The sequence below is a fragment of the Rodentibacter haemolyticus genome (assembly GCF_015356115.1).
Classification (GTDB): domain Bacteria; phylum Pseudomonadota; class Gammaproteobacteria; order Enterobacterales; family Pasteurellaceae; genus Rodentibacter; species Rodentibacter haemolyticus.
In genome coordinates this window covers 1519638-1535743 of the sequence record NZ_CP063056.1, presented here as the reverse complement: position 1 = coordinate 1535743, position 16106 = coordinate 1519638, and the positions used below count along the sequence as shown (strand labels likewise).

Here is a 16106-nt window from a genome sequence, read left to right as displayed (position 1 = left end):
ATTTGGGATCTCACATTGAGCAGAAATGAGCCACTTTGCCTGATTCTTGAGGGAATAGTTGGTCGTGATAGGCTCTTGCTGTTGCGGGGTCAAGAGAAAGATTAAATTGCACTTCCCAGCGGAACTCAAAGCGTGCTTTTGACATTGTATTATCCCGAATTTGGGCGGCGATTTTGTAAGTGATTAAACCCTGTTTAACATCTTCTTTACCGGGCATATTTGTGAGATGCTTTACACCTTGTTCCCTACGCAGGTTTTAACCCACAGGTTCAACGTATCTCGCAATGCGATCTCAGCCAACGGCACTCTGACAAGGAAAGCCATAATGCTATGTGAAGCAAGGTAAAATCGGTTTTGTTACAAAATACGGAAAAAAATAACCGCACTTTGAAAGTGCGGTCGAAAAATTAATGATTTTCTTTCGGTAGGCGAAGGAGAGCAAAAAGGAAGCCGCCCCAAATTACGCCAAGTGCGATGATCATCATAATAATTGCACTAGAACTCATCTTATTCTCCTTTTGATTCTATTGTAAGTTTGGTTTCGCTTTTCCATTTTAAGCGGGAAAGAATGAACGCGACAATAAGTAAACTAATCGCCATTCCCCAGCCGAAAATATTGACGAACCAGCTTGGATAACCTTCGTAACCTTCTGAGAAAACTTTTGCGCCTTCACTAAACAGCATAAATGCAAGAATACCTGTCGTGAGGACGATACATAAACGCCAAAAAAAGCCGACTTTGAACGATGAGGTTTCGTTCAAATGATCGCCTAATAATCCTAATTTTTCATTTGAAACAATGGCGATAAGCGATACGAATGCCACGGCAACGATACCGAAATAGTTCACGAATTTATCAAATACATCAAGCATTGGTAAGCCGGTTGTGGTGCCGAATAAAATGACGGAAATAAACATCATCGGCACGCCCACGATAAAGGCCACTTTCGCACGGCGAATGCGAAGTTTGTCCTGAATCGCCGAAATGATAACTTCAATCACAGAAATAAAAGAAGTTAAGGCGGCAAAGGTTAATGAGCCGAAGAATAAGACACCAAGCACTTCACCGAACGGTGCTTTGTTGATGATGGTTGGGAAGGCGAAGAATGCCAAGCCGATTCCGCCTTTTGCCACTTCACTGACTTCTTGACCTTGTGCGGTGGCGATAAAACCTAGTGCGGCGAATACGCCGATACCGGCTAATAATTCAAAGCTACTGTTTGCAAAGCCTACCACTAAACCGCTGCCGGTTAAGTCCGATTCTTTTTTTAGGTATGAGGCGTAAGTCACCATAATCCCGAAACAGATTGAAAGCGAGAAGAAGATTTGTCCGTAGGCGGCAATCCACACACTTGGATTGGAAAGTTTAGACCAATCCGGTGTAAATAACGCATCTAAGCCTTTTTCCGCACCGGGTAAAAAGAGGGAATAGATCACCAATGCGATAAACATTACCACAAGTACAGGCATTAAGATTGCCGAAGATTTTGCAATCCCTTTTTGAATCCCCATAGAAAGTACCAGCAATGCGATCACCCATACGGCGATTAACGGGCCGGCTACCATTCCGACAAATTCAAAACTCACACCGTTGGCAATATCACCCATTTTTAAAAACTCACCGATAAAAAAATCAATCGGTTTATCGCCCCAAGCACCGCTGAAAGAAAAGTAGGTATAGCTTGCCGCCCAACCTAAAACAACCGCATAGTATAAGCCGATGATCACATTCACCATCACCTGCCACCAGCCGAATACCTCAAAATGCGGACTAAAACGGCGATAGGATAACGGCGCACCGCCACGGTGACGATGACCAATCGCATAATCTAAGAATAATAAAGGAATCCCTGCGGTTAATAAGGCGATAAGGTAAGGGATAATAAACGCGCCACCGCCGTTTTCATATGTTGTATAAGGGAAACGCCAAATATTGCCTAGGCCCACGGCGGAGCCGATAGCGGCTAAAATAAACGCTTTGCGACCGGAGAAGGTTTCTCGCTTTTGAGTAGATTTCGCCATAAAATTGTTCCTATGTAAAAAAGAAAAAAGAGCTCAAATATAATGAAATCTGCTATCTAGTCAATAAAATTGATGAAAGTGCGGTAGAATTTAGGGAATTTTAAGAAAAAAGCGCAGTCTATAAAGAGATTTTTTAATAAGAAGGAACATTTTATGGATTTTAATCAAATTCTAAATCAAGTCGTCAATATTGCGAAAAACGCCGCAAGCAATTTACAAACCGGTAATCCGACCTTGGATAACGTAACTAAGGTGGGTGGCGGCGCGGCGGTTGCCGGCATTCTTTCGATGATTTTAGGTCGTTCGGGAGGCGCAAGTTTGGCAAAACTCGGTTCATTAGCCGTGCTTGGCAATTTGGCATATCAGGCATACCAAAATTATCAAAAAAACCAACAGGCACAACCGGTTATGTCAGAAAGCGAATTTGATGTGCTGAGCTCGTCCTCAAGACAAGATAACAGCGCGTTGATTTTGCGCACAATGATCGCAGCTGCTGCGGCAGACGGGGAAATTACAGAAGAGGAAAAACAAACGATTGCCAATGAAATCGGCGATAATGCGGAACTTGCGCAATGGATTGAAACGGAAATGGCAAACCCGATTAGCATTAATGAAATCGCACGCCAAGTGGGAAATGATACGGCACTTGCGGCAAACGTTTATCTTGCCGCACGGTTAGTAAGCAAAGACTTATCACGTAAAGAGATCATTTTCCTTGCCAACCTTGCTGAAGCCTTAGGCTTAGATGAAGCACTTGTCGAACAATTAGAAAAACAAGCGGGTTTTTAACCGCACTTTTCAATCATAAAAGCACGCCAAGATAATTTGGCGTTCTTTTTTCGTTTTTTCCCTTTTTCCCCCTACCAATACAAGAAAATTTCGTTACAATGCAAAGTCCTACTTAATAAAAATTAAACAAAAAATTAGGATTAGCAAACATGACCGGTGCACAACTTATTATGGAATGCCTAAAGGCACACCATGTTACAACACTTTTCGGCTATCCCGGTGGCGCGATTATGCCCACCTATGATGCGCTCTATGATGCAAATTTAGATCACTTACTTTGCCGCAACGAACAAGGGGCGGCGATGGCGGCGATCGGCTATGCTCGTTCTACGGGCAAAGTCGGCGTATGTATTGCCACCTCCGGTCCGGGGGCGACCAACTTAATCACAGGTCTTGGCGATGCGATGATGGATTCTGTTCCTGTCATTGCCATTACCGGTCAGGTTGCTGCGCCTTTAATCGGTACCGATGCTTTCCAAGAGGCGGATGTACTGGGCTTATCTTTAGCCTGTACCAAACACAGTTTTATCGTGCAAAGTGCGGATGAATTAGCCGATGTTTTTGCAGAGGCGTTTGAAATCGCCCAAAGCGGCCGTCCGGGCCCGGTATTAATAGATGTGCCGCGAAATATCCAGGCTGGTGAAGTGCCGCCTCACATTCAAGCCTACGTAAAAACACCGACAAAACCGACCGCACTTTCCGAAAGTGCGCTTGAACAAGCCGACAAATTACTAAAAAACGCTAAAAAACCGGTGCTTTATGTAGGCGGCGGCGTAGGAATGGCAAAAGCCGTGCCGGCGTTACGTGAGTTTTTAAAGCAAACTCAAATGCCGTCTGTTTCCACATTAAAAGGGCTGGGGGCGATTAATCCTACCGATGATGTGTATATGGGAATGATCGGTATGCACGGCACGAAAGCGGCAAATTTTGCGGTGCAAGAATGTGATTTGCTGCTTGTATGCGGCGCACGTTTTGATGATCGTGTAACCGGCAAACTCGATACTTTCGCTCCCAATGCGAAAGTGATTCATTGCGACATTGATGTGGCGGAAATCAATAAACTTCGCCGTGCCGATGTCGCCTTGCAAGGCGATTTGATTCAAGCGTTAAATGCTCTCAAACAGCCGCTTGAGATTGAGCTTTGGCGGGCGCACGTTCGCGATCTTAAAACAAAATTAGATTTCACTTATGTCGATAACGCAGGTGATCGCCCGATAGATCCTTGGTCATTGCTGAATACCCTTTCCAACCGCAAACCGAAAAATGCCGTGATTTGTACCGATGTCGGGCAACACCAAATGTGGTCGGCACAACATATGCGACATTTTGCGCCGGAAAACTACATCACCTCGGCAGGATTCGGCACAATGGGTTTCGGTTTGCCGGCAGCGGTAGGGGCGAAAAAAGCCCGACCGCAAGATGACGTGATTTTAGTCAGCGGGGACGGCTCGTTTATGATGAACGTGCAAGAATTGGGCTCCATTAAACGCGGCAATTTACCGGTGAAAATTTTGTTATTGGATAATCAGCGTTTGGGTATGGTGCGCCAATGGCAGGATTTATTCTGGAACAAACGCCGCTCTGAAACCATTTTAGAAGATAATCCTGATTTTGTAATGCTCGCCAATGCATTTGGCATTCCTGCCGAACGAATCGAACGGGCGGAGGAAGTGGACGGCGCACTTACAAGACTATTAGAAAGCGACACGGCATATTTATTACAAGTGTGTATTCCGCCGGATGATTGTGTATGGCCGCTCGTGCCACCGGGTGCGTGCAATGCCGATATGGTGGAGGAAATATAAAATGAATGAATATCAAATTGAACTCACCGCCAACCACCGCCCTGAAGTGTTGGAACGAATCTTGCGTGTGGTACGCCATCGCGGCTTTACCGTAACAGCAATGGATATGGCACTCATCGAACAAAAAGTGCGATTAAAAATCACCGTGAAATCCGACCGCACTTTAGATTTATTGGTTAATCAGTTGGTGAAGTTGCCGGATGTTTTAGCAATCAATTAAAAAAGAATATGATGATGTTTAACTTTTTGAAACGACATCAAAAAAACTTAACGAAATTTACTTGGAGAGATTATTATGCCAAAACTACGTTCAGCGACCAGTACACAAGGTCGTAATATGGCAGGGGCGCGTGCATTATGGCGTGCCACGGGAATGAAAGAACAGGACTTCGGTAAACCGATTATTGCGGTGGTGAATTCATTCACCCAATTTGTGCCGGGGCATGTGCATTTAAAAGATATGGGGCAGCTTGTTGCGAAGGAAATCGAAAAAGCAGGCGGTGTGGCGAAAGAATTTAATACCATTGCGGTGGATGACGGGATTGCGATGGGGCATGGCGGAATGCTTTACTCCTTACCAAGCCGAGATTTAATCGCCGACAGCGTGGAATATATGGTCAATGCCCACTGTGCCGATGCGATGGTGTGCATTTCTAACTGTGACAAAATTACGCCGGGAATGTTGATGGCGGCGATGCGTTTAAATATTCCGACTATCTTTGTTTCCGGTGGGCCGATGGAAGCGGGAAAAACCAAACTTTCCGATCAGCTTATTCGCTTGGACTTAGTTGATGCAATGATTGAGAGTGCGAATCCGAATGTCTCTGATGAACGTGTTGATGCGATTGAACGTAGTGCTTGCCCGACTTGTGGTTCTTGCTCAGGAATGTTCACTGCAAACTCAATGAACTGCTTAACGGAAGCGCTTGGTTTGAGCTTGCCGGGCAACGGTTCAATGCTGGCGACTCATGCGGATCGTAAAGAATTATTTCTAAAAGCCGGTCGTCAAATTGTAGAACTTTGCAAACGCTATTATGAACAAGATGATGACAGCGTGTTGCCGCGTGCGATAGGTACGTTTGAAGCCTTTGAAAATGCGATGAGTTTGGATATTGCCATGGGCGGTTCAAGTAACACTGTCTTGCATTTACTTGCAGCGGCACAAGAAGCCGGGGTCGATTTCAAAATGGAAGATATTGATCGCTTATCCCGCAAAGTGCCTTGTTTAAGTAAAATTGCACCGAATACTAACAAATATCATATGGAAGATGTTCACCGTGCCGGTGGTATTATGGGGCTATTGGGAGAACTTGATCGCGCAGGTTTAATTCACCGTCATACCAACACGGTATTGGGCATGACGTTAGAACAACAATTAAACCAATACGATATTATTCGTAACCGAGACGAAAACCTACATAAATTTTTCCGCGCAGGCCCAGCCGGTATTCGTACAACGGAGGCATTTTCACAAGATTGCCGTTGGGATAGCGTAGATGATGACCGTGTGAACGGTTGCATTCGCAATAAAGAAAACGCCATTTCACAAGAAGGCGGTTTGGCAGTGTTATTCGGTAATATTGCGAAAGACGGTTGCATTGTAAAAACCGCCGGTGTCGATGAATCTATCTGGAAATTTACCGGCACGGCAATCGTATTTGAAAGCCAAGAAGATGCCGTTGCCGGCATTTTAGGCGGCAAAGTGAAAGAGGGTAATGTGGTCATCATTCGTTACGAAGGGCCGAAAGGCGGACCGGGCATGCAAGAAATGTTGTATCCGACCAGCTACTTAAAATCTATGGGATTAGGAAAAAAATGTGCCCTATTGACGGACGGGCGTTTTTCCGGCGGTACTTCAGGCTTGTCTATCGGGCACGTTTCTCCGGAGGCGGCTTCAGGCGGTGCGATAGGTTTAGTTCGTGACGGCGATATCATTGATATTGATATTCCGAACCGTGCAATTAACCTTCAAATCAGCGATGAAGAACTTGCTATCCGCCGAGCGGAACAAGATCAAAAAGGCTGGCAACCGGCAAACCGCCAACGTGAAGTGTCATTTGCACTGAAAGTATTCGGTCATTTTGCAACTTCTGCGGATAAAGGTGCGGTACGTGATAAAACACTTTTAAAATAAAATTATAGGGAGTGGATTAATAACAATCCACGCACGATATATAAAAATCCCCTCTTCGTGCGTGAAACCAACGTTCACTCCCGACAAAGTGCGGTTATTTTTCTCCTGTTTTTTATGAAATTTTGACCGCACTTTCCGTAACCCGGGCTATGCCCGACCAACAAACATCTTATAGTTATATTAATGATGGGCTATCCTAGCCTACGAGCAATATTATGAAAAACTTACTCACCAATCCTCAACCCTCTCAAAACGATTATATTAATGCGGTGGTAAAACTTGGCTCACGTGTTTATGAAGCCGCAACAGTTACGCCATTGCAAAAGATGGGTAAATTATCAGAACGCATACATAATAATATTTGGATCAAACGCGAAGATCGCCAGTCGGTAAATAGTTTTAAATTGCGAGGCGCATACGCAATGATTTCCAGTCTTTCTCAGGAACAAAAAGCAGCGGGCGTAATTGCCGCTTCAGCCGGTAATCATGCGCAAGGTGTGGCATTATCCGCAAAACAACTTGGTTTAAAAGCCTTGATTGTCATGCCACAAAATACACCGAGTATTAAAGTGGACGCTGTACGTTCTTTCGGCGGCGAAGTATTGCTGCACGGCGCAAATTTTGATGAAGCCAAAGCAAAAGCCCTTGAGCTTTCCAAAGAAAAACAAATGACATTTATCCCGCCATTTGATCATCCTCTTGTGATTGCAGGTCAGGGAACGCTTGCAATGGAAATGTTACAGCAAGTGGCGGATTTGGATTATGTCTTCGTGCAAGTCGGTGGTGGCGGTTTAACTGCCGGAGTGGCACTGGTTTTAAAACAATTTATGCCTGAAATTAAAGTAATCGGTGTAGAATCCAAAGACTCGGCGTGTTTAAATGCAGCGTTGGATAAAGGCGAACCGGTCGATCTTGCACACGTGGGATTATTTGCCGATGGTGTAGCGGTAAAACGCATTGGTGATGAAACTTTCCGTTTATGTCAGCAATATCTTGATGACATGGTGTTGGTGGAAAGTGATGAAGTTTGCGCAGCAATGAAAGATTTATTTGAAAACGTACGTGCTGTCTCCGAACCCTCCGGCGCACTCGGGTTAGCCGGTTTAAAAAAATACGTGAAACAACATAATATTCAAGGCAAAAATATGGCAGCGATCTTATCCGGTGCAAACTTGAATTTCCACACTCTGCGTTATGTCTCCGAGCGTTGCGAAATCGGAGAAAATCGCGAAGCCTTGCTTGCGGTAACAATGCCGGAGCAGCCGGGCAGTTTCTTAAAATTCGTTCAAGTATTAGGCAGCCGTGCGGTAACGGAATTTAGCTATCGCTATGCCGATGATAAACGCGCTTGCGTTTTTGTGGGGGTGCGTACCGCAGACGAGCAAGAAAAAGCGGATATTATCGCCGATCTCACACGAAACGGTTTTGATGTGGAAGATATGTCTGATGATGATATTGCGAAAACTCACGTCCGCTATTTAATGGGCGGTCGTGTCGCAAACCATAGTGAACGCCTTTACACCTTTGAATTTCCGGAACAAAAAGGCGCATTATTGAAATTCTTAGAAACCTTGCAAAACCGTTGGAATATCTCATTATTCCATTATCGCGCCCATGGCGCGGACTATGGCAACATTCTTGCCGGATTCCATCTTGATGAATCCGAACGACTCGAATTTGAACGGGTTTTAGCGCAGTTAAATTATGTGTATGAAGACGTTACGGAAAGCAAATCTTATCGTTATTTCCTACGTTAAAAACAATTAAAAAACGACCGCACTTTGATCTTCTCCCTAAAGTGCGGTTATTTTTCTCTCTTTTTTTATTTCACAAACTCACTAAATTCTAATTCGTAATCATCGCCGTCTCTAGAATATTTGATATAGCGGGGAAATTGTTCACCGGCGAATTTTTTCACCATAATATCTTTATTACCCGTTTTGAAAATGTAGGTGATTTCAGTAACTTTTTGTTTATTGTAGTCAATTTGTTTTTCACTTTTCTTCACATTTATGTTTTCCATTGGGTACAATTTTTTACCATTGGTGATTTGGAAGCTGTTTGGTAGTTTATCGTAATAGCTCAGTTGAAATGCCATTGTGAACAAATCAAAAGTAGGGAGAGTCAGAGGCGTTGTTTCCAATCTGTTTTTCACTTTGCCGTATTCGATGGTGTTAGGGGATATTTTTGAGACCGCATAAGGTTTGCCGTTTCGGATATCTTGATAATTTACCATTTTAAATTGGGTCGGGGTTTGTGTTCCGCGGGAGAGGAATACAATGTTGTAAAGCGGGATATTGATTTTCGCATTAACGGAATATTGCGAGCCGTCCGCTTTGAAGTGAACATAGGCCGGCATTAAATAGTTTGAGCTGTATTTGACATTGTAATCAGCGGCCGACCAGACGGTCGGAATGTAGATCATAAGTGTTGCAAAAAGGATTTTGAATAACTTCATTGATGTTCCTTATCTTGAAAGAAATGATGTTTTTAGAAATGGATTTTAATAATAAGTTCACGATTAATAAAAAACGGTGCATAAAGCACCGCTTTTTATCCATTGTTTTATTAGAGCAGCACATTGGCCAAGAGTAAACCAATGATTACGCTAAATACCATACTTAATAAACCCGGCAACATAAAACTGTGGTTGAATATGTATTTACCGATTTTTGTTGTGCCGGTAGTATCAAAGTCAATAGAAGCAATGATCGGACCATAGTTAGGGACGAAGAAATAACCGTTCACTGCAACGAACACCCCGATTAAGACCGGTGCAGGAATGCCTAATGCGATCCCTAGCGGGAACAAGGTCGCAACGGTTGCACCTTGGCTGTTTACCAAGACAGAAAGTACGAATAAGGCTAAGGCGAACGTCCATGGTGCGGTTTCTACTAAGTTTTTCACCATTTCTTTCACTTCGGTCATGTGTGCTTGCATTAAGGTATCCCCTAACCAAGCGATACCTAAAATAGCGACAACGGCACGCATACCGGCATGGAATACAGAGCCTTTGGTAATCTCCGTACCATCCGGTTTGCAGGTTAGAATAATTAACGCACCAATAGAGAGCATAATGATTTCAATCGTATGTGCCATACCCATAGGTTTTCCGTCAAACATAGGGCGTAGGCTCGGTATTGCACCCATCAATACAACGAGTAATGCGCCGAATAAGAATAAAGCTACGGAAATTTTTGCTGTGTTACTAACTTCCATTTCTTTTACATCTGTAGAAGAAGCAAGCGCATCCGCATAATTCGGATCTTTTAAACGGCGTTGATATTCCGGATCATCTTTAAGCTCTTTTCCCATTTTGTTTACAAAGATGCAAGCGAGGAAAATACCTAAAAGAGTTGCCGGAATAGTGACGATTAATACATCGCCAAGTAAAAAACCTTGCGGTTCAAGATAGGCAACCACCGCAACAACAGCCGCTGCAATCGGGCTTGCAACGATTGCGAATTGAGAAGCGATAACCGCCATGGAAAGCGGGCGTTCCGGACGAATACCGTTTTGACGACTTACTTCGGCAATAACCGGTAATACCGAATAGGCTACGTGACCGGTACCGGCTAAAAACGTGAATAACCAAGTTACTGCCGGCGCGATAAATGTAATGTGTTTCGGATTACGGCGTAAAATCTTGGTAGCGATTTTGATCATATAATCTAAACCACCTGCCGCTTGCATTGCCGCCGCTGCAGCAACAACCGCCATAATCATAAACATTACATCAATTGGTAAACCGGCGGGTTTTAAGCCGAAACCGAATGAGAGAATGGCAAGACCTAAGCCGCCAAATACACCTAAACCGATACCACCTACTCGCGCACCGACAAGGATACACAATAGCACGATGGCAAATTGTAATAAAAACATTGCAGACATACTGCCCCCCCTAAGTTGATAAAAAAATTATTATTCTGCTATAAAACGCACGCTAATATAGCAACAAACAGGTAGTGATTCTATAATTTAGATCAATAAAATTCCGTACCCGACCATAAAGTGAAAGTGCGGTCGATTTTGACCTCGTTTTTCGTGATTTAGAAATCCTCAAAATATTGTTGAATCACTTTCGGATCTTTGGTTTGCGTTAAAGCAAGCTGTAATAACACGCGCGCTTTTTGCGGATTCAACGTGCCGGAAGCGACAAAACCATATTGTGAATCATCTACTTCAGCATCACGGGTTGTGTAACCGGTTGGTACGCGGGAAGAACGCACGACTGCAATGCCCTCTTTCGCCGCTTTTTCCAAGCGTTCCAAATGAGCTGCATTCACATTACCGTTCCCGACCCCAGCTGTCACAATGCCTTGATAGCCGGAATCCAAAAGCGCATTTAACGGTTCAATCGGCGCATTGGAATAGGCATAAACAATGCCTACTTTCGGAAGACTATCCAATTTTTCAACATTAAATGGCGTATTAACGGTATGTTTACTTTCCGGCGAACGTTCATAATCTACTTTGCTGTTATGAATATAGCCTAATGAACCAAAGTTTGGCGAATGGAAAGTTTGAACCGCCGTTGTGCTGGTTTTGGTTACGTCTCGAGCGCCAAGCACTTCGTTATTCATTGCAACCAATACGCCGCGTCCGGCGGATTTTTTATCCGTTGCAACAACCACGGCGTTATATAAATTTAATGGACCATCCGCACTTTTCTCCGTTGCAGGTCGCATTGCGCCCACCAACACCACCGGTTTTTCGCATTTTACGGTCAGATCTAAAAAATAGGCTGTTTCTTCCATCGTATCCGTACCATGCGTAATGACAAAACCGTCCGTGTCTTTACATTGAGCATTAATGGTTTTCGCAAGTTTCAGCCATACTTCATCCGTCATATCTTGTGAACCGATTTTTACAATCTGTTCGCCTTTAATTTTCGCAATGTTTTGCATTTCAGGCACGGCTTCAATTAAAGTATCAACATTAAGCTGACCCGCTTTATAAGCCGAATTAACCGCACTTTGGCCGCTACCGGCGATAGTCCCGCCGGTAGCAAGAATCGTAATATTGGGTAATTCGGCAGCATTTGCCATTGAAATACCTAAGAACAAAGAAAATGCTAATTTATTTAATTTCATAGAAGACTCCTTGAGGTAAAACCTGGGGTATCATCTACCTAAATAGGGTTGTATGGAATCATTAAAAATCAAATTTATGATCCCGATCACAAAATTTTTTTCTAAGCGTTCTTGTTGATATAACCGGATTATTTCTTGTGGCAAGCAAAGTTGCATTAAGGTGAAACACTAATTACTGAAATGGATCTTTTGCCTAGCGATGAGGATAGATCGCTAAAAAGTGCGGTCGTTTAGATTGAAGTTTTCTTAGTATTAGTGTGGATACGATGGTAGAACTTACATTTACGGATATTCGGTATTATGTGGCAATTACATGGAGCTGAAATAATCTGACTTGTCGTTTAGATATAAAAATAAGAATTTTTTTGAAAGATAACGCAAGTACGGTTATACTTAGCCCCTATTTCAGCTGAATATTAATTGACATATTATTGGAACAACAATGCAAGAATTTCTACCTGATGCAATTCAATTTGCTCAAAAGCACACTTTGTTAACGGTTTCTTGGTTTGCCATTTTTGCCGTAGTGATTTACACCTTTTTTAAATCTGCGACTGAGAAATTTAAAATTATTCAACATCCTGAAGCCATTCGTTTAATAAATAATGAAGATGCGGTAGTTATCGATCTTCGCACTTTAGATGAATATCAACGAGGCCATATCATTAACAGTATTAACCTTCTTCCAAGCGATATTAAAAATGCAAATTTAGGTAAAATCGAGCAACATAAAGAAAAACCATTAATTTTAGTTGATGTGAATGGTATTTCTGCACCGACTTCTGCGGCATTGCTGACTAAACAGGGCTTTGCACGCGTTTATGTATTAAAAGAAGGTATTGCTGCTTGGATGGGAGCGAATTTACCGATTGTTAAAAAACACAAATAAATAAGGAACTAACTTATGTCAGAACAAAATCAACAACCGGAAGTGACGGCAGAAGAATCACAAGCAGTACTTCAAATTCAACGTATTTACGTGAAAGATGTATCCTTCGAAGCACCGAATCTTCCTCATATTTTTCATCAAGAATGGAAACCTAAACTCGGTTTCGATTTAAGCACCGAAACCGTGCAATTAGGTGATGATCTATACGAAGTTACCCTAAACATTACCGTTGAAACCACGATGGAAGATTCGGGCGATTTGGCTTTCATTTGTGAAGTGAAACAATCCGGTGTATTTACAATTAGCGGATTGGAAGATATTCAAATGACGCATTGCTTAACTTCACAATGCCCAAATATGTTATTCCCTTATGCGCGTGAATTAATTTCAAGCTTAGTAAACCGTGGTACATTCCCGGCATTAAATCTTTCTCCGGTGAATTTTGATGCGTTATTCATTGAGTATATGAACCGTCAGCAAGAAGCGGCGGAAGATACATCGGCTGAAGAAACAAAAGAAACTCAACATTAATTTTTTGATAAGAAAGGGCAAGTCTTGGGCTTGCCCTTTGTTTTTGAGGAGACGCTATGATACCTCAATCCCCCATCACTGTGCTTGGCGCAGGCTCTTACGGCACTGCGTTAGCAATTTCTTTTTCGCGTAACGGTTCACCGGCCTATCTTTGGGGTCATAATCCGGTGCATATTCAACAAATGCAAACGGAACGTCAAAACCACCGTTTTTTACCGGATATTCCCTTCCCTGATGAACTGTATTTAGAATCTGATCTTGTCCAAGCCCTAAATCGCTCGCGAGATATTCTCATTGTTGTGCCAAGTCACGCTTTCAATGAAATTCTCAGTAAAATTAGACCGCACTTACAGCCTCATCATCGACTTATTTGGGCAACGAAAGGATTAGAACGCGATACGGGAAGACTTTTACAGACAGTAGTGGAAGAACAGTTTGGTACAAATTATCCGCTTGCCGTACTTTCAGGCCCGACTTTCGCTAAAGAACTCGCGCAAGGTTTGCCGACTGCAATCACCTTGGGTTCTAATAATGAACAATTTGCCCTTGAGTTTCAGGAGCGAATCCATTGCAGTAAACATTTTCGTGTGTATATGAATACGGATATGATTGGTGTTCAGCTTGGCGGCGCAATTAAAAATGTGATTGCAATTGGGGCGGGAATTTCCGATGGAATGGGGTTTGGTGCGAATGCTCGTACTGCATTGATTACTCGGGGAATTGCCGAAATTAGCCGTTTAGGTGTTTCGCTTGGTGCAAATCCTCATACTTTTATGGGAATGTCGGGGCTAGGCGATTTAGTGCTTACCTGTACCGACAATCAGTCGCGTAATCGCCGCTTTGGATTAATGCTTGGTGAAGGATTGGATACGCAAACTGCAATGGAGAAAATCGGACAGGTAGTGGAAGGATTTTATAACACCAAAGAGGCTTATTTACTCGCCAAGCGGCAAGGCGTTGAAATGCCGATTACAGAACAAATTTATCAAATGCTCTTCTGTGGCAAATCCGCACAGGATGTGGCACATAGTTTACTAGGGCGTGAACGCAAAGGTGAATAAGGAGGAACGATGACGTTAGAGGTATGGCAACACATTCGCCAAGAAGCGAAAGAATTAGTTGAGAATGAACCCATGCTCGCAAGTTTTTTTCACTCCACGATTTTAAAGCACCAAAATCTCGGTGGTGCATTAAGCTACTTACTTGCGAATAAACTGGCAAACCCGATTATGCCGGCGATTTCCCTGCGTGAAATTATTGAAGAAGCCTATTTAGCGGAGCCCGCGATTATTGATAGTGCCGCCTGCGATATTAAAGCCGTGCGCCAGCGTGATCCTGCGGTGGAGCTGTGGTCTACTCCTTTGCTCTATTTAAAAGGATTTCATGCCATTCAAAGCTATCGTATTACTCATTATCTTTGGCAGAAAAACCGTAAAGCGCTTGCTCTTTATTTACAAAATCAAATTTCCGTTGCCTTTGATGTGGATATTCATCCTGCAGCGAAAATCGGCCACGGCATTATGTTTGACCATGCCACAGGTATTGTCGTGGGGGAAACTTCCGTTATTGAAAATGATGTGTCGATTTTGCAAGGCGTAACTTTGGGCGGAACAGGCAAAGAATCCGGTGATCGTCATCCGAAAGTACGTGAGGGGGTTATGATTGGTGCTGGTGCTAAAATTCTGGGCAATATTGAAGTGGGTAAATATGCAAAAATCGGGGCGAATTCCGTAGTACTTCAACCTATTCCCGAATATGCCACCGCAGCCGGCGTGCCTGCGCGCATTATCGGAAAAGATAAAGAAGCGAAACCGGCATTTGAAATGAATCAATATTTTATTGATGATGGTATAAATTTGAATATTTAAGGTGAAAATGATCAACAAAGATACGCAACTCTGTATGTCCCTTTCAGGTCGACCGGGTAATTTCGGCACGATGTTCCACAATTATTTATACCAAAAATTGGGGTTAAACTTTATTTATAAAGCTTTCACGACACAAGATATCGAATATGCCGTAAAAGGCATACGTGCATTGGGCGTTCGCGGTTGCGCGGTCTCTATGCCTTTTAAAGAAAGCTGTATGCCGTTTTTAGATGAAATTCACCCTTCGGCGCAAGCGATAGAATCTGTGAATACGATTGTAAATGATGATGGTGTTTTGCGTGCCTATAACACCGACTATATTGCGATTGTCAAATTAATTGAGAAATATCAATTAGATAGAAATTCAAGTGTGATTGTTCATGGTAGTGGCGGTATGGCAAAAGCCGTGGTTGCCGCATTTAAGAATAGCGGCTTTAAATATTTGAAAGTGTATGCCCGCAATGCAAAAACAGGGCAATATTTGGCCGCACTTTATGGCTATGAATATATTGATTCCATTGAAAATCAACAGGCTGAAATCCTAGTGAATGTGACGCCGATTGGTATGCAAGGCGGCAAGGAGGAAAACAATTTGTCCTTCCCTGAATCGATGATTGAGATTGCCAATGTTGCTTTTGATGTGGTGGCGCTCCCTACTGAAACGCCCTTTATTCGTTATGCCGAAAGTTTAGGTAAACAAATTATTTTTGGTGCCGAAGTTATTGTTTTGCAAGCAGTAGAACAATTTGAGCGCTATACACACCAACGTCCAAGTGATGAATTAGTAGCTGAAGCAGCGGCATTTGCGAGGGAAAATAGTTAGAAATGTGCGGGGAGCTATTTCACAGCCTCTCTATTAATTGTCGTTTTAAGGGATAATTAAATTCATTAGGTAATATTTTATTGCAAATAACTTGAGCAAACTGATGTAATTCACTGATATAGGCAGAGTGAGAACGCTTTGTTTTAATATGA

Annotated in this window: 16 protein-coding genes; 10 read left to right on the top strand and 6 right to left on the bottom strand. The window is 43.0% G+C overall.

Annotation, left to right across the window (positions count from 1 at the left end; all coding sequences use genetic code 11):
• Positions 1-10 precede the first annotated feature (10 nt).
• The 3 genes from IHV77_RS07240 to IHV77_RS07230 form a co-directional block, all read right to left on the bottom strand.
• Positions 11-217, bottom strand: coding sequence for a phosphomethylpyrimidine synthase ThiC (locus tag IHV77_RS07240; protein ID WP_194811330.1), 207 nt, complete (start codon positions 215-217; stop codon positions 11-13).
• 190 nt (positions 218-407) lie between these two features.
• A complete protein-coding gene (locus tag IHV77_RS07235) occupies positions 408-506 on the bottom strand; it encodes a methionine/alanine import family NSS transporter small subunit (protein WP_194811329.1) in 99 nt (32 codons plus the stop codon).
• A gap of 1 nt (position 507) precedes the next feature.
• Positions 508-2022, bottom strand: a complete 1515-nt coding sequence (locus IHV77_RS07230) for a sodium-dependent transporter (protein WP_194811328.1) — start codon at positions 2020-2022, stop codon at positions 508-510.
• 153 nt (positions 2023-2175) lie between these two features.
• On the opposite strand from IHV77_RS07230, the gene IHV77_RS07225 reads away from it, so the two are divergent.
• From IHV77_RS07225 to ilvA, 5 genes are all read left to right on the top strand, one after another.
• Positions 2176-2811: a tellurite resistance TerB family protein gene (locus IHV77_RS07225; RefSeq protein ID WP_194811327.1), complete on the top strand. Its 636-nt coding sequence runs from the start codon at positions 2176-2178 to the stop codon at positions 2809-2811.
• 149 nt (positions 2812-2960) lie between these two features.
• On the top strand, positions 2961-4616 hold the full coding sequence (ilvG, locus tag IHV77_RS07220) for an acetolactate synthase 2 catalytic subunit (RefSeq protein WP_194811326.1): 1656 nt from the start codon (positions 2961-2963) through the stop codon (positions 4614-4616).
• 1 nt (position 4617) lies between these two features.
• A complete protein-coding gene (gene ilvM, locus IHV77_RS07215) occupies positions 4618-4836 on the top strand; it encodes an acetolactate synthase 2 small subunit (protein WP_194811325.1) in 219 nt (72 codons plus the stop codon).
• A 75-nt stretch (positions 4837-4911) separates the two neighbouring features.
• Positions 4912-6750, top strand: a complete 1839-nt coding sequence (ilvD, locus tag IHV77_RS07210) for a dihydroxy-acid dehydratase (protein WP_194811324.1) — start codon at positions 4912-4914, stop codon at positions 6748-6750.
• A gap of 215 nt (positions 6751-6965) precedes the next feature.
• Positions 6966-8507 (top strand): threonine ammonia-lyase, biosynthetic, encoded by a 1542-nt coding sequence (gene ilvA, locus IHV77_RS07205; protein ID WP_194811323.1) that lies wholly within the window; start codon positions 6966-6968, stop codon positions 8505-8507.
• Between the two features lie 65 nt (positions 8508-8572).
• Here ilvA and IHV77_RS07200 read toward each other — a convergent pair whose 3' ends face one another.
• From IHV77_RS07200 to ansB, 3 genes are all read right to left on the bottom strand, one after another.
• Positions 8573-9208, bottom strand: a complete 636-nt coding sequence (locus tag IHV77_RS07200) for a hypothetical protein (protein ID WP_194811322.1) — start codon at positions 9206-9208, stop codon at positions 8573-8575.
• A gap of 110 nt (positions 9209-9318) precedes the next feature.
• Positions 9319-10641 (bottom strand): anaerobic C4-dicarboxylate transporter, encoded by a 1323-nt coding sequence (locus tag IHV77_RS07195; RefSeq protein WP_194811321.1) that lies wholly within the window; start codon positions 10639-10641, stop codon positions 9319-9321.
• Positions 10642-10799: 158 nt separating this feature from the next.
• Positions 10800-11843, bottom strand: a complete 1044-nt coding sequence (ansB, locus tag IHV77_RS07190) for an L-asparaginase 2 (protein WP_194811320.1) — start codon at positions 11841-11843, stop codon at positions 10800-10802.
• 442 nt (positions 11844-12285) lie between these two features.
• On the opposite strand from ansB, the gene IHV77_RS07185 reads away from it, so the two are divergent.
• The 5 genes from IHV77_RS07185 to IHV77_RS07165 are packed head-to-tail and all read left to right on the top strand — an operon-like array spanning position 12286 to position 15954.
• Positions 12286-12732 carry a rhodanese-like domain-containing protein gene (locus tag IHV77_RS07185; protein WP_194811319.1) on the top strand — a complete coding sequence of 149 codons (447 nt, stop codon included), beginning with the start codon at positions 12286-12288 and terminating at the stop codon, positions 12730-12732.
• 15 nt (positions 12733-12747) lie between these two features.
• The gene (gene secB / locus IHV77_RS07180; protein ID WP_194811318.1) at positions 12748-13263 is read left to right on the top strand and encodes a protein-export chaperone SecB; all 516 of its coding nucleotides are present in this window, start codon (positions 12748-12750) and stop codon (positions 13261-13263) included.
• A gap of 56 nt (positions 13264-13319) precedes the next feature.
• On the top strand, positions 13320-14324 hold the full coding sequence (gene gpsA / locus IHV77_RS07175) for an NAD(P)H-dependent glycerol-3-phosphate dehydrogenase (protein ID WP_194811317.1): 1005 nt from the start codon (positions 13320-13322) through the stop codon (positions 14322-14324).
• A gap of 9 nt (positions 14325-14333) precedes the next feature.
• Positions 14334-15131: a serine O-acetyltransferase gene (gene cysE, locus IHV77_RS07170; RefSeq protein ID WP_194811316.1), complete on the top strand. Its 798-nt coding sequence runs from the start codon at positions 14334-14336 to the stop codon at positions 15129-15131.
• Positions 15132-15138: 7 nt separating this feature from the next.
• Positions 15139-15954: a shikimate 5-dehydrogenase gene (locus IHV77_RS07165; protein ID WP_194811315.1), complete on the top strand. Its 816-nt coding sequence runs from the start codon at positions 15139-15141 to the stop codon at positions 15952-15954.
• The last annotated feature ends 152 nt before the right edge of the window (positions 15955-16106 follow it).

What these genes read in the sequence shown, in the direction of transcription:
- gpsA (WP_194811317.1), top strand. Translation starts at nt 13,320, where the DNA reads ATGATACCTCAATCCCCCATCACTGTGCTTGGCGCAGGCTCTTACGGC.
- ilvG (WP_194811326.1), top strand. Translation starts at nt 2,961, where the DNA reads ATGACCGGTGCACAACTTATTATGGAATGCCTAAAGGCACACCATGTT.
- IHV77_RS07225 (WP_194811327.1), top strand. Translation starts at nt 2,176, where the DNA reads ATGGATTTTAATCAAATTCTAAATCAAGTCGTCAATATTGCGAAAAAC.
- IHV77_RS07195 (WP_194811321.1), bottom strand. Translation starts at nt 10,641, where the DNA reads ATGTCTGCAATGTTTTTATTACAATTTGCCATCGTGCTATTGTGTATC.
- ilvD (WP_194811324.1), top strand. Translation starts at nt 4,912, where the DNA reads ATGCCAAAACTACGTTCAGCGACCAGTACACAAGGTCGTAATATGGCA.
- ansB (WP_194811320.1), bottom strand. Translation starts at nt 11,843, where the DNA reads ATGAAATTAAATAAATTAGCATTTTCTTTGTTCTTAGGTATTTCAATG.
- IHV77_RS07200 (WP_194811322.1), bottom strand. Translation starts at nt 9,208, where the DNA reads ATGAAGTTATTCAAAATCCTTTTTGCAACACTTATGATCTACATTCCG.
- ilvA (WP_194811323.1), top strand. Translation starts at nt 6,966, where the DNA reads ATGAAAAACTTACTCACCAATCCTCAACCCTCTCAAAACGATTATATT.
- IHV77_RS07240 (WP_194811330.1), bottom strand. Translation starts at nt 217, where the DNA reads ATGCCCGGTAAAGAAGATGTTAAACAGGGTTTAATCACTTACAAAATC.
- IHV77_RS07235 (WP_194811329.1), bottom strand. Translation starts at nt 506, where the DNA reads ATGAGTTCTAGTGCAATTATTATGATGATCATCGCACTTGGCGTAATT.
- secB (WP_194811318.1), top strand. Translation starts at nt 12,748, where the DNA reads ATGTCAGAACAAAATCAACAACCGGAAGTGACGGCAGAAGAATCACAA.
- cysE (WP_194811316.1), top strand. Translation starts at nt 14,334, where the DNA reads ATGACGTTAGAGGTATGGCAACACATTCGCCAAGAAGCGAAAGAATTA.
- IHV77_RS07165 (WP_194811315.1), top strand. Translation starts at nt 15,139, where the DNA reads ATGATCAACAAAGATACGCAACTCTGTATGTCCCTTTCAGGTCGACCG.
- IHV77_RS07230 (WP_194811328.1), bottom strand. Translation starts at nt 2,022, where the DNA reads ATGGCGAAATCTACTCAAAAGCGAGAAACCTTCTCCGGTCGCAAAGCG.
- ilvM (WP_194811325.1), top strand. Translation starts at nt 4,618, where the DNA reads ATGAATGAATATCAAATTGAACTCACCGCCAACCACCGCCCTGAAGTG.
- IHV77_RS07185 (WP_194811319.1), top strand. Translation starts at nt 12,286, where the DNA reads ATGCAAGAATTTCTACCTGATGCAATTCAATTTGCTCAAAAGCACACT.